Source organism: Paroceanicella profunda (assembly GCF_005887635.2).
GTDB lineage: Bacteria > Pseudomonadota > Alphaproteobacteria > Rhodobacterales > Rhodobacteraceae > Paroceanicella > Paroceanicella profunda.
In genome coordinates this window covers 3,265,492-3,278,328 of sequence record NZ_CP040818.1, presented here as the reverse complement: position 1 = coordinate 3,278,328, position 12,837 = coordinate 3,265,492, and the positions used below count along the sequence as shown (strand labels likewise).

At 70.0% G+C, this 12,837-nt stretch carries 8 protein-coding genes; 5 read left to right on the top strand and 3 right to left on the bottom strand.

Going from position 1 to position 12,837, the window contains the following annotated elements; genetic code table 11:
* The first annotated feature begins 227 nt into the window (after positions 1 to 227).
* The 4 genes from FDP22_RS14625 (at position 228) to FDP22_RS14610 (ending at position 9,095) form a co-directional block, all read left to right on the top strand.
* Complete coding sequence (locus tag FDP22_RS14625) at positions 228 to 3,548, top strand: transglutaminase family protein (protein WP_138578187.1); 3,321 nt, start codon at positions 228 to 230, stop codon at positions 3,546 to 3,548.
* A gap of 54 nt (positions 3,549 to 3,602) precedes the next feature.
* Entirely contained in the window at positions 3,603 to 5,960 is a 2,358-nt protein-coding gene (locus tag FDP22_RS14620; RefSeq protein ID WP_239031788.1) for a circularly permuted type 2 ATP-grasp protein, read from the top strand.
* Positions 5,961 to 5,963: 3 nt separating this feature from the next.
* The gene (locus tag FDP22_RS14615; RefSeq protein ID WP_138578183.1) at positions 5,964 to 6,860 is read left to right on the top strand and encodes a transglutaminase family protein; all 897 of its coding nucleotides are present in this window, start codon (positions 5,964 to 5,966) and stop codon (positions 6,858 to 6,860) included.
* A gap of 372 nt (positions 6,861 to 7,232) precedes the next feature.
* Entirely contained in the window at positions 7,233 to 9,095 is a 1,863-nt protein-coding gene (locus FDP22_RS14610) for a feruloyl-CoA synthase (RefSeq protein ID WP_138578181.1), read from the top strand.
* 394 nt (positions 9,096 to 9,489) lie between these two features.
* On the opposite strand, the gene FDP22_RS14605 is transcribed toward FDP22_RS14610, so the two are convergent.
* The gene (locus FDP22_RS14605; RefSeq protein WP_138578179.1) at positions 9,490 to 9,936 is read right to left on the bottom strand and encodes a MarR family winged helix-turn-helix transcriptional regulator; all 447 of its coding nucleotides are present in this window, start codon (positions 9,934 to 9,936) and stop codon (positions 9,490 to 9,492) included.
* Between the two features lie 3 nt (positions 9,937 to 9,939).
* Complete coding sequence (locus FDP22_RS14600; RefSeq protein ID WP_138578177.1) at positions 9,940 to 10,416, bottom strand: DUF3237 domain-containing protein; 477 nt, start codon at positions 10,414 to 10,416, stop codon at positions 9,940 to 9,942.
* A gap of 150 nt (positions 10,417 to 10,566) precedes the next feature.
* Between FDP22_RS14600 and FDP22_RS14595 the strand changes: the two genes are divergently transcribed.
* Positions 10,567 to 10,950, top strand: coding sequence for a DUF2237 family protein (locus FDP22_RS14595; protein WP_138578175.1), 384 nt, complete (start codon positions 10,567 to 10,569; stop codon positions 10,948 to 10,950).
* A 341-nt stretch (positions 10,951 to 11,291) separates the two neighbouring features.
* Here FDP22_RS14595 and FDP22_RS14590 read toward each other — a convergent pair whose 3' ends face one another.
* On the bottom strand, positions 11,292 to 12,794 hold the full coding sequence (locus FDP22_RS14590; RefSeq protein ID WP_138578173.1) for a catalase: 1,503 nt from the start codon (positions 12,792 to 12,794) through the stop codon (positions 11,292 to 11,294).
* Positions 12,795 to 12,837 lie beyond the last annotated feature (43 nt).

The following is a 12,837-nucleotide window of genomic DNA, read 5'->3' as shown; positions in this document are numbered from 1 at the left end:
GCGCCGCGCCTGCCGGGCCGCGAGGCACCTGCGCCAGTGGGACACCGCCGCTCGCGGGGCATCCGCGCATCTGCCGCGCGCCCGCTTGCCTGCCGCGCATCTGCCCGTGCGTGACGCCCGCGCGGGCGTGACACCTGCGCCCGGTTGGGGCGGGGGCGCATCACAAACAGGATGGTGCGGGTGCGAAGACTGTGGTTTCCTCTGGCAAGTCCAGATCAGGGGGGACCATGTCGATCAAGGCCAGCATCTATCATCTGACGCACTACAAGTATGACCGGCCCATCCGCCTCGGCCCGCAGGTGATCCGTCTGCGCCCGGCGCCGCATTCCAAGACCGCCGTGCTGAGCCATTCGCTGAAGGTCTCGCCGGCCGAGCATTTCGTCAATCTCCAGCAGGACCCCTACGGCAACTACCAGGCCCGGTTCGTGTTCCCCGAACCGGTGAGCGAGCTGAAGATCGAGGTCGATCTCGTCGCCGACATGACGGTGTACAACCCGTTCGACTTCTTCCTGGAGGACTTCGCCCAGACCTGGCCGTTCGACTATCCGCCCGAGCTGATCGAGGACCTGTCCATCTACCGCAAGGTCGACGAGGACAGTGCCGCGCTGCGCGCCTATATCGACACGCTCAACCCCGAGAAGGACCAGCGCACGCTGGACATGCTGGTGGGGCTGAACCTCGCGGTGAGCCAGCATATCGGCTACATCATCCGCATGGAGCCCGGCGTGCAGCGCCCGGACGAGACGCTGACCCTGCGCAAGGGCTCGTGCCGCGACACCTCTTGGTTGCTGGTGCAGATCCTGCGCCACCTGGGCTATGCCGCGCGCTTCGTCTCCGGCTATCTCATCCAGCTCAAGCCCGACGTGCAGGCCCTCGACGGCCCCGCCGGCACCGACCACGATTTCACCGACCTGCACGCCTGGGCGGAGGTGTTCCTGCCCGGCGCCGGCTGGATCGGGCTTGACCCGACCTCCGGGCTGCTGACCGGCGAGAGCCACATTCCGCTCGCCGCCACGCCGCATTACCGCAACGCGGCCCCGATCACCGGCATGGCCGAACCCGCCGAGGTGGAGTTCGACTTCGACATGACCGTGTCGCGCGTGGCCGAGCACCCGCGCATCACCAAACCCTATTCGGAGGAGGCCTGGCAGGCGCTGAACGCGCTCGGCGAGAAGGTTGATGCCGTGCTGAAGCAGGAGGACGTGCGGCTGACCATGGGCGGGGAGCCCACCTTCGTCTCCATCGACGATTTCGAGGCGGAGGAGTGGAACACCGCCGCCGTGGGCCCCACGAAGCGCGACCGGGCGGACGAGCTGATCCGCCGGCTGCGCACCCGTTTCGCGCCCGGCGGCTTCCTGCATTACGGCCAGGGCAAGTGGTACCCGGGCGAAACCCTGCCGCGCTGGACCTTCTCGCTCTACTGGCGGCGTGACGGCAAGCCGATCTGGCAGAACCCCGAGCTGATCGCGCGGGAGACGTCCGACCATGCGGTGGGCCCGAAGGAGGCGCGGGCGCTGCTCGGCGAGATCGCCGCGGAGCTGGAGCTGCCCGAGCAGAACATCGCCGCCGCCTACGAGGACCCCGCCGAATGGCTGGTGAAGGAAGCGAACCTTCCGAACAACGTCGACCCGCAGAATTCCGAGCTGAAGGACCCGGAGGCGCGGATGCGCATCGCCCGGGTGTTCGAGCGCGGCCTCACCGAGCCCACCGGCTACGCGCTGCCGGTGCAGCGCTGGAACGCGCGGGCCCGCGCGCCGGCCTGGCAGTCCGAGGCGTGGAAGTTCCGGCGTGGCAAGCTGTTCCTGGTGCCCGGGGACAGTGCCGCGGGCTATCGCCTGCCGCTGGGCGCGCTGCCGCATGTGAGCGCGGCGCAATTCCCCTACATCAACCCGGCCGACCCTTCGGAGATCCCCGACACCCTGCCGGACCCGCGCCCGATCCGCGGCGCCACCGGCCAGGCGGAGGCCGCCTTCACCCCCGACAGCCCCGGCCAGGCCCGCTCCGAGCAGGTGATGAGCGAGGTGAACGGCGTCGTGCGCACCGCCATCACGGTGGAGCCGCGCGACGGGCGGCTGTGCGTGTTCATGCCGCCGGTGAGCAAGGTGGAGGATTACCTCGATCTGATTGCCGCCGCCGAGGCCGCGGCGACCCGTGTCGGCCTGCCGGTGCATATCGAGGGCTATGCGCCCCCGCACGACCCGCGCCTGAACGTGATCCGCGTCGCCCCCGACCCGGGCGTGATCGAGGTGAACATCCACCCGGCGGCGAGCTGGAAGGAGTGCGTGGCCACCACCGAGGCGGTCTACGAGGAGGCCCGCCTGTCGCGCCTGGGCGCCGACAAGTTCATGATCGACGGCAAGCACGGCGGCACGGGCGGCGGCAACCACGTGGTGGTGGGCGGGGCGAAGCTGCTCGACAGCCCGTTCCTGCGCCGGCCGGACCTGCTCAAGTCCATGGTGCTCTACTGGCAGCGGCACCCGGCGCTCTCCTACCTGTTCTCCGGCCTGTTCATCGGGCCCACCAGCCAGGCGCCGCGCATCGACGAGGCCCGGCATGACGGGCTCTACGAGCTGGAGATCGCGCTGTCGCAGGTGCCCTCGCCCGACAAGGGCGCGCCGCCACTGCCCTGGCTCACCGACCGGCTGTTCCGCAACCTGCTGATCGACGTGACCGGCAACACCCACCGCGCCGAGATCTGCATCGACAAGCTGTTCTCCCCCGACGGGCCCACCGGCCGGCTGGGGCTGGTGGAGTTCCGCGGCTTCGAGATGCCGCCGCACCCGCGCATGAGCCTCGCGCAGCAGCTGCTGATCCGCGCGCTGATCGCCCGGTTCTGGCAGGCGCCGGTGGAGGGCAGGTTCACCCGCTGGGGCACCACGCTGCATGACCGGTTCATGCTGCCGCATTACGTCTGGGCCGATTTCCTCGACGTTCTGGAGGACCTGCGCGCCCATGGCTTCGACCTGGACCCGGACTGGTTCAAGGCCCAGCTGGAATTCCGCTTCCCGTTCTGCGGCGAGGCGGAATACGCCGGCGTGAAGCTCGAGCTGCGTCAGGCGCTGGAGCCCTGGCACGTGATGGGCGAGGAGGGGATCATCGGCGGCACGGTGCGCTATACCGACAGTTCCGTGGAGCGGCTGCAGGTGCGCGCCGAGGGGCTCAACCCCGCGCGCCACACCATCCTGTGCAACCAGCGCCCGGTGCCGATGCGCGAGGTGAGTTCCGGCCTGTCGGTGGCCGGCGTGCGCTACAAGGCCTGGCAGCCGCCCTCCGGCCTGCACCCGGTGCTGCCCGTGAACACACCGCTTACCTTCGACATCTATGATCGCTGGTCGGGGCGGTCCGTCGGGGGGTGCGTCTATCACGTTGCACATCCCGGTGGGCGTAGCTACGACACCTTCCCGGTGAACGGGAATGAGGCAGAGGCGCGACGCCTGTCGCGGTTCGAGCCGAGAGGGCACAGCCCGGGGGCGTTCGGCTTTGCCGAGGAAGCGCCGAACCCGGAGTTCCCCCTCACGCTCGACATGCGGCGCGCGGCGGGGGTGTAGTGGGCTGAAATGACGAGTACGCCGGAGAAGGACAGGTCGGGCGGAGGGATGGCCATGGCAGGATACAGGCCATTGCCGGGTGTGCCCGACGAGATGGTGGATGCCGATGGCAGTGTCCGCCCGGTCTGGCGCGCCTTCGTCGCCGCGCTGGAGGGGCAGGACCGCGCCGGGATCGAGGCCCGCTTCGACCGGGCGGACCAGTATCTGCGCGACGCCGGCGTGTTCTACCGCATCTACGGCGATACCGCGGCGCGGGAGCGGGACTGGCCGCTCTCGCACATTCCCGTGCTCATCGAGGAGCGGGAGTGGCAGGGAATCGTCGCCGGGCTCACCCAGCGGGCGGACCTGCTGGAGCGCGTGGTGGCCGACATCTACGGCCCCGGCACGCTGATCCGTGACGGCCACCTGCCGCCCGGGCTGATCGCGGCCTCCTCGGAATACCTGCGCCCGATGGTGGGCGTGCGCCCGGCCGGCGGGCATTTCCTGCACTTCTGCTGCTTCGAGATCGGCCGCGGCCCGGACGGCGCCTGGTGGGTGCTGGGAGACCGGACCCAGGCGCCCTCCGGCGCCGGTTTCGCGCTGGAGAACCGGGTGGCGACCGCCCGCGCCTTCACCGACACCTACGCGGACATGCATGTCCACCGGCTGGCCGGGTTCTTCGGCGAGTTCCGCAACACCATGCAGGGCCTGCGCCAGACCATGGACGGCCGGGTGGGCATCCTCAGCCCCGGGCCCCTGAACGAGACCTATTACGAACACGCCTACATCGCCCGCTACCTCGGCTTCATGCTGCTGGAGGGGGAGGACCTCACGGTGGTGGACGGCAAGGTGATGGTGCGCACCGTGGCCGGGCTGAAGCCGGTGGAGGTGCTCTGGCGGCGCATGGACGCGAATTTTACCGACCCGCTGGAGCTGGAGCAGAGCAGCCACATCGGCACCCCCGGCCTGGTGAGCGCGCTGCGCCACGGCGGCCTGACCATGATCAACGCCCTCGGCTCCGGCGTGCTGGAGCTGCGGGCGATGCTGGCCTTCATGCCGGCACTCTCCCGCGCGCTCATGGGCGAGGACCTCGCCATGCCCTCCATCGCCACCTGGTGGTGCGGCCAGCCGGCGGAGCGCGCGCATGTGATGGAAAATCTCGACCGGATGATGATCGGCCCAGCGCTCTCCACCCGGCTGCCCTTCGACGACACGCGCTCCACCATGCTGGGCGCGACCATGCGCGAGCAGGCGCGCGACGCGGCGCGCAGCTGGATCTCGAAGGAGGGCGAGAAGCTGGTGGGGCAGGAGGCCGTCACCCTCTCCACCACGCCGGCCTACGTGAACGGACAGCTTGCGCCCCGGCCGATGAGCCTGCGTGTCTTCGCCGCGCGCACCGCCTCGGACTGGCAGATCATGCCCGGCGGCTTCGCGCGCATCGGCTCCTCGCCGGACCCGACGGCCATCGCCATGCAGCGCGGCGGCAGCGCCGCGGATGTCTGGGTGGTCTCCGACGGGCCGGTGGAGAAACCCACGCTCCTGCCGCGCGACAAGACCGGCATCACCCGGCTCAGCGCCGGCTCGCTGCCCAGCCGCGCGGCGGACAACCTGTTCTGGCTCGGCCGCTATATCGAGCGGGCGGAAGCCACACTGCGCATCCTGCGCGCCTGGCACGCCCGGCTGGCGGAGTTCGACGAGCCCCAGGCGCCGCTGCTCGCGCATGTGACCGATTACCTCTCCGCGCTGGACATCGAGGCGGACGAGGCCATCCCCGCCGGGCTGCTGGCCAACGTGGAAAGCGCGCTGACCAGCGCCAGCCACATCCGCGACCGCTTCTCCGTGGACGGCTGGCTGGCGCTCAACGACCTCACCCGCACCCTGCGCGAATTCCGCACCCGGGTGCAGCCGGGCGACGATGCCACCCGCGCCGCCACGGTGCTGCTGCGCAAGCTGGCGGGCTTCGCGGGCCTGCTGCACGAGAACATGTACCGCTTCACCGGCTGGCGCTTCCTCGTCATCGGCCGCGGGCTGGAGCGCAGCCTGCACATGACGCGGCTGCTCGCGCACATGACCTGCGACGAGGCGCCCGACGGCGCGCAGGACATGGTTCTGGAAATCGCCGACAGCGTGATGACCCACCGGCGGCGCTATTCCGTGGCCACCCAGCCGCTCACCGTGCTGGACCTTCTGGCGCTGGACCGGCTGAACCCGCGCTCCATCCTCTACCAGCTCGACGAGATCCGCGAGCAGGTGGAGCTTCTGCCCAGCGCCCTGGTGCACGGCCAGATGTCGCCGCTGATGCGCGATGTCACCCGGGTGCATGCCGGGCTCGCCGTCCAGACCCCCGAGGGCCTCACGCAGGAGTATCTGCACGGGCTCACCGAGGACATCTGGTCGCTCTCCAACCAGATCTCCACCACCTACATGGCCTGACCGATGCTCTACGACCTGCGGATGACCATCACCTACGAATACGAGGCGCCCGTGGCCGGCGGGCGGCACATGGTGCGCGTGCTGCCGCTGAACATCCCCGGGCTGCAGCGGCTCATCGCCGGGTCGGTGACCGTGAACCCCGCCCCGGCGGAGCGCGAGGAGAGCACGGATTTCTACGGCAACACCACCTCGTCGATCTCCTTCCGCGAGGCGCATGACACGCTGGTGATCGGCATGCAGGCGCGGGTGCAGGTGGAGGCGCGGGACTCGGGCTGGGACCTGTCGGGCGCGCCGGCGGGGCTGGCGGCGGAACTGGCCGCGATCACCTCGCTGGGCCCGGACTCGCCGCATCACTTCCTGTCCTCCTCGCCGCGCGTGGTGCTGGACCGGACCATCGCCGCCTATGCCCGCGAGACCCTGGTGCCCGGCACCAGCGTGATCGAGACCGTCCGCCAGCTCACCCGGCGCATCCACACCGATTTCACCTATGACCCCGAGGCGACAAAGGTGGACACCACGCCCCGCCAGGCCTTCGACCAGAAGCGCGGCGTGTGCCAGGATTTCACCCATGTGATGATCTCCGCGCTGCGCTCGCTGGGCATTCCGGCGGCCTATGTGAGCGGCTACCTGCGCACCGAGCCACCCGCCGGGCAGGAGCGGCTGGAGGGCGCGGACGCGATGCACGCCTGGGTGCGCGCCTGGTGCGGCGACGCCGCCGGATGGATCGGCTTCGACCCGACAAACGACATGCTCACCGGCACCGATCACATCACCGTCGGCCACGGGCGCGACTATGCCGATGTCGCCCCGGTGATCGGCGTCTTGCGCACCTTCGGTGGCCACAAGACCACCCAGGCGGTGGACGTGATTCCGGTGAAGAACGTGATGCCCGCCGCCTGACCTCCTGCCGCCTGACCTCCCGCCGCATCCCTCCGATCCCCTGACGCCCGACGCCCGCGCCGGGCGCCCGATGCACCGCCTGCGCCCGGGTCGCATCCGCCCGGGGTGGCCGGCGTCTTTGTGCCTGCGGTGCCGGTGTCGCGCGGCGGGCCATCGGCGTGCGGCGGCACGGGGGATCCTGTCCGGAGCAGCGGGGCCGGGCGGGCGGCAGCACGCCATCCGCGCCCCGGCGATGCACGTCCCGTGCCTCGGGTGAACCGATGTCGCGTGCGGCCGGGCGGGGGGGAGCGATGCCTGGGCCCGGCGCCACATCCCGCTTGATCGACTCCCATGACTGTTATACACAATAACAAAAATACATGGGAGGAAACGATGCCGCTTATCTCGCTGCCCGGATTGCGGCCGGTGCTGCTCGGAGACATGGATGTCAGCCTGCGCGAGGCGCCGGGCGGGGTGATCCACATCTCCTCCCGCCGGAGCCTGGGCGCCTATCCGCGCGCCATCACCGACCGGCTGGACCACTGGGCCGAGCTGCGCCCGGACCAGGTGTTCCTCGCCGATCGCGGCCCGGATGGCGCCTGGCGCAAGCTCACCTATGCCGAGGCCCGGCGCCGGGCCCGCAACATCGCCCAGGCCCTCATCGATCTCGACCTCGGGCCGGACCGCCCGCTGGCCATCCTCTCCGGAAACTCGCTGGACCACGGGCTCCTGGCGCTCGGCGCGATGCTTGCCGGCGTGCCTTATGCCCCGGTGTCCCCGGCCTATTCGCTGGTCTCGACCGATTACGCGAAGCTGCGCCATGTGCTGGAGCTGATCACCCCCGGCGCGCTTTTCGTGCAGGACACCGGCGCCTTCGCCCCGGCGCTCGCGGCCGTGGGGCAGGGCAAGGCGCTGCTCCACGCGGGCGACAGCGCCGGGCTCGGCGGCCTGCACATCGACACGCTGGAGGCCACGACGGCCGGCGCGGAGGTGGATGCCCGCCACGCCGCCATCACCCCGGACACGGTGGCGAAATTCCTGTTCACCTCCGGTTCCACCGGCATGCCCAAGGCGGTGATCAACACCCAGCGCATGCTGGCCTGCAACCAGCAGATGATGTCCGAGGCCTGGGCCTATATCGCCGAGGAGCCCCCGGTTCTGGTGGACTGGCTGCCCTGGAACCACACCGCCGGCGGCAACCATAATTTCGGCATGGCGCTCTACAACGGCGGCACGCTCTACATCGATGACGGCGCGCCCACGCCGAAGGCCATCGACAAGACGGTGCGCAATCTCGCCGAGATCTCCCCCACGATCTATTTCAACGTGCCCAAGGGCTACGAGATGCTGTGCGAGCACCTGGGCCGCTCGCAGGCGCTGCGCGAGCGCTTCTTCGCGCGGGTGAAGCTGCTGCAATACGCTGGCGCCAGCCTCTCCCAGCATGTCTGGGACCAGCTGGAGCGCTATGCGATGGAGACGGTGGGCGAGAAGATCATGATCGTCACCGGCTACGGCTCCACCGAAACGGCACCTTTCGCCTTCACCACCACCTGGCCGGTGGGCCGGCCGGGCGAGGTGGGCCTGCCGGCCGCGGGGCTGGACATCAAGCTGGTGCCCAATGGCGAGAAGATGGAGCTGCGCCTGCGCGGCCCCTCCATCACCCCCGGCTACTGGCGCCAGCCCGACAAGACCGCCGAGAGCTTCGACGACGAGGGCTTCTACCAGATCGGCGACGCGCTGAAGATGGTGGTGCCGGGCGATGTCTCGAAAGGGTTCCTGTTCGACGGGCGGGTGACGGAGGATTTCAAGCTCTCCACCGGCACCTGGGTGAACTTCGCCGCCGTGCGCAGCCAGCTCATCCACGGCCTTGCCCCCTATGTGCGGGACGCTGTGCTGACCGGGCTGGACCGCGGGCACATCGGGGCGATCCTGTTTCTGGACGTCGACGCCGCGCGCAAGGCGGCGCCCGGCCTGGAGCAGGCCGACGAGGCCACGCTGGCCCGCCATCCCGCGCTGGTTCGCGCCATCACCGAAGGCATCGGCCGGTTGGCGGAGACGGCCACCGGCTCCTCCACGCTTGTCGCCCGGGTGACCATCGCGGCCGAGCCGCCGTCGATCGACCGGCATGAGATGACCGACAAGGGCTCCATCAACCAGCGTGCCGTGCTGGCCGCACGGCCGGGGCTGGTCGAGGATCTCTATGCCGAGCCCGCGCCGGCCCACGTGCTCTGCGCCCGGGCGCCCGTACGAGGGTAGGTGCGGGGTCCTGTACTCGGGCAGGCGCGGGGTCCCGTAGTCGGGTAGGCGCGGGGGCCTCTGCGCGGGTAGGCGCGGGGCCGTGCGACGCGGCGCAGCGCGGAGGGCGGGCGCCGACGTTGGGAGACCGTCCCCCCAAGGCCCGGCAGGCACGCGGCCGGGCAGGCGGCGTCTGCTGGCCCTGATCCGGGCCGCGCGGCCCGGTGGCGCGACATCGGGTGCGCCTCTTCCGCGGGGTGAGCAGCTAGCTTGCCGGCCGCGGCACGGCAGGCCGCCACGACATGGCACAGAGGGGGCGGGTTGGCCCGGGTCCCTCTCCGGGGCGCAACGGGGTGAGGGGGCGCCCGGGAGGCGTCGGGGTCGCGGCAACGGGGTGTCCCGCCGCGACCCGGGTTCAGGCGGGAGACGAGATCCGGTTCAGCAGGTCCAGAAGGCGGTCACGCTCCCCCGCGCCGCCCAGCCGCTCCACCCAACGCTCCTCATGGGCGTGCCACAGGTCGAACATGCGCTGGGTGTGCTCGGTGCCCGAGCGGGTGAGCCACAGCCCGTAGGAACGCCGGTCGGTGGGAAACCGCCGGCGCTCGGCCAGGCCGCGCCGCTCCAGCCGGTCCATCAGCGCGACGAAATTGGCCCGCTGGATGTCCAGCAGGGCCGCCACCTCGCCCTGCTTCAGCCCCGGATTGCGCGCGATCACCGTGAGCACGGAGAATTCCGCCGGCCGCAGGTCCAGCTCGGCGAAACAGGCGGTGAAGTCCTGGAACACCGCCAGCTGGGCGCGGCGCAGGTGATAGCCGATGGCCGAGGAGAGGACGGAGAGATCCGGGTGATCCTCGTAAGCCATGGCTCACGCCACCTCCCAGAATCGCAGCACCACGCAGTCCGGTTCGCGCAGGCCGGTGCCGATGAAGATGGTCCGGTTCAGCCAGTCGTAGCGCGGATCGCGGGTCTCGAATCGCGGATTGGTGCGAAAGTAGATCAGCGCGGGGTCCGGCACCTCGCCGCGCATCAGCGCCTCCATCACCGGGCGCGGGCCGTGGCGGTGGCCGAAGTTGCGCACGTCGATCAGCGCGCCGTCCTCCGTCTCGATGGCATAGCGGGTGTCGAGCACGGCGGCGAGGTCCGGCCCCACGCATTGCCAGTCCGCCCCAAGGTCCAGCACCTTTCCCGAGACCCGCGCACCGGTCACGGTGCCGCCGGTGATCGGGATGATGCGGTGCCGGCCGCGGGCATCCTGCCCGGCCTCGATCGGGGTGGAGACCCGCACGCGCAGGTCGCACAGGTGAAGAAGGCCCGGAGGGCTTTCCAGGCTCGGGTGTGTCATCGTGATCGTCTCCTCTCCCGGAGGTCTTTTGTTATATTGCAAAACAGTATCATGCCATGGCTGTCGTGCAACTGCGGAACAGGCCGGGGGCGTTGACAGCCGGCCGCGCGGGCGCGATGGAGGGGGATCCATCACACCGGGAGACCCGCGATGACCGAGCAGATCCATCCGTCCGTGAACGTCCTGGGGGCCGAGCTTGCGCCCTGCGCGAGCGATCCCGTGACCGGGTTCTTTCGCAACGGCTGCTGCGATACCGGGCCACAGGACACCGGCGGCCACACGGTTTGCGCGGTGATGACGGCGGACTTCCTGCGCTTTTCCAAGGCGAGCGGCAATGATCTGAGCACGCCGCGGCCGGAATACGGCTTCGCCGGGCTGAAGCCAGGAGACCGCTGGTGCCTGTGCGCCGCGCGTTTCCTGGAGGCCTACGAGGCCGGGCAGGCGCCCCGCGTCAACCTTGATGCCACGCATCGCCGCGCGCTGGAGATCGTCGGGCTCGACATCCTGCGCGAACGCTCGCTCGCGCTGAGCTGACGCGGAGGGGGCAATTCCGGCCGGGCAATCTGCCCGACCGGCCGGGCGAGGCAGCGCGCCGCGCCCTCCACGCCATGCGCCCGCCGGTTGCCCGCTCGGTCTCCAACGCGCGGAGGGAGCCGCCCCGGCGCGCCGCGGGAGCGCCCGCCCGCCCGGCCGGGGCGGGGCCGTGAGGCTCATCTTCCGGCGGGGTTGGCATGGGCCCGGTTGGCGGCCTGAGCGGCGCGGGGCCGTGAGGTCCCTCGTCCCGGCTGTTCGGCAGGCTTGCACCGGCGCGGGGCCGGCGGCACGAAAAAGGGCCCCGCCGGGGCGGGACCCTCGATCTCTCCGCAGCGCGGGGCTTATTCGGCCGCGTGCTGCGGGGTGTTCTCGTCCACCGGCACGGCATTCGGCTCATACTCGGACGCGGCCTTCACCGCGGCGCGCACGCCGGCGCCGTATTCCGGATGCACCTGGTCGAACAGCCTGCACTGGCGCTCGATGATCTCCGCGTCGACCCCGCCCATGGCGGCGGCGATGTTGGAGAACAGGCGCTGCTTCTGGCCGGCGTCGAACAGCTCGAACAGGGCGCGCGGCTGGCCGAAATCGTCGTTGCCCTCGCGGTGATTGTAGCGGGCCATGTCGCCCGTCACCTTCATCGGCGGCTCCTGGGCCGACTTGTCCTCCACCGCGCCGCCGAAGGAGTTCGGCTCGTAATAGGCGTCCGTGCTGCCGGTCTGCTGGCCGAAGAAGTTCATCGGCCCGTCCTTGTGATAGTGGTGAACCGGGCATTTCGGCTGGTTCACCGGCAGGTGCTCATAATGGGTGCCCAGCCGGTAGCGGTGCGCGTCGGCATAGGAGAACACCCGGGCCTGGAGCATCTTGTCCGGGGAGTGGCCGATGCCGGGCACGATGTTGGAGGGGCTGAAGGCGGCCTGCTCGATCTCGGCGAAGTAGTTCTCCGCGTTGCGGTTCAGCTCCATCTCGCCCACGGTGATCACCGGGAATTCGGAATGCGGCCAGACCTTGGTGAGGTCGAACGGGTTGTAGGGCGTCTGCTCGGCCTGCTCCTCGGTCATCACCTGGATCTGCAGTTCCCATTTCGGGAACACGCCCTTCTCGATGCCGCCGAACAGCGCCTCCTGGTAGCTTTCGCGGGTCTTGCCCACCAGCGTCTCGGCCTCGGCATTGGTGTAGTGCTTGTGGCCCTGTTTCGTCTTGAAGTGGAACTTCACCCAGTAGCGCTCACCGGCGGCGTTCCACAGCGAATATGTGTGCGAGCCGTAGCCGTTCATGTTCATCGGGGTCTGCGGCAGGCCGCGGTCCGACATCAGGATGGTGACCTGGTGGAGCGACTCGGGCGAGAGCGACCAGAAGTCCCACATCGCGTTCGGCGAGCGCATGTTGGTCTTCGGGTGGCGCTTCTGGGTGTGGATGAAGTCCGGGAACTTCATCGGGTCGCGCACGAAGAACACCGGCGTGTTGTTGCCCACCAGGTCCCAGTTGCCTTCCTCGGTGTAGAATTTCAGCGCGAAGCCGCGCACGTCGCGCTCCGCGTCCGCGGCGCCCAGCTCACCGGCCACGGTGGAGAAGCGCGCCAGCATCGGCGTCACCGCGCCCGGCTGCAGCGCCTTCGCGATGGTGTATTTCGAGATGTCTTCGGTGATGCGCAGGGTGCCGAAGGCGCCCCAGCCCTTGGCGTGGACGGTGCGCTCGGGAATGCGCTCCCGGTTCTGGTGCGCCAGCTTCTCGAGCAGCTGGTAATCCTGCATCACGATCGGGCCGCGCGGCCCGACGGTGACCGAGTTCTGGTTGTCGGGAACCGGCGCGCCGGCGGTGGTTGTCAGTCGAGGTGCCTTGGACATTGGGTGCCTCCCGGGGACGTTTCGTTGGAACACCATGGAAGAT

What these genes read in the sequence shown, in the direction of transcription:
- FDP22_RS14625 (WP_138578187.1), top strand. Translation starts at nt 228, where the DNA reads ATGTCGATCAAGGCCAGCATCTATCATCTGACGCACTACAAGTATGAC.
- FDP22_RS14620 (WP_239031788.1), top strand. Translation starts at nt 3,603, where the DNA reads ATGGCAGGATACAGGCCATTGCCGGGTGTGCCCGACGAGATGGTGGAT.
- FDP22_RS14615 (WP_138578183.1), top strand. Translation starts at nt 5,964, where the DNA reads ATGCTCTACGACCTGCGGATGACCATCACCTACGAATACGAGGCGCCC.
- FDP22_RS14610 (WP_138578181.1), top strand. Translation starts at nt 7,233, where the DNA reads ATGCCGCTTATCTCGCTGCCCGGATTGCGGCCGGTGCTGCTCGGAGAC.
- FDP22_RS14605 (WP_138578179.1), bottom strand. Translation starts at nt 9,936, where the DNA reads ATGGCTTACGAGGATCACCCGGATCTCTCCGTCCTCTCCTCGGCCATC.
- FDP22_RS14600 (WP_138578177.1), bottom strand. Translation starts at nt 10,416, where the DNA reads ATGACACACCCGAGCCTGGAAAGCCCTCCGGGCCTTCTTCACCTGTGC.
- FDP22_RS14595 (WP_138578175.1), top strand. Translation starts at nt 10,567, where the DNA reads ATGACCGAGCAGATCCATCCGTCCGTGAACGTCCTGGGGGCCGAGCTT.
- FDP22_RS14590 (WP_138578173.1), bottom strand. Translation starts at nt 12,794, where the DNA reads ATGTCCAAGGCACCTCGACTGACAACCACCGCCGGCGCGCCGGTTCCC.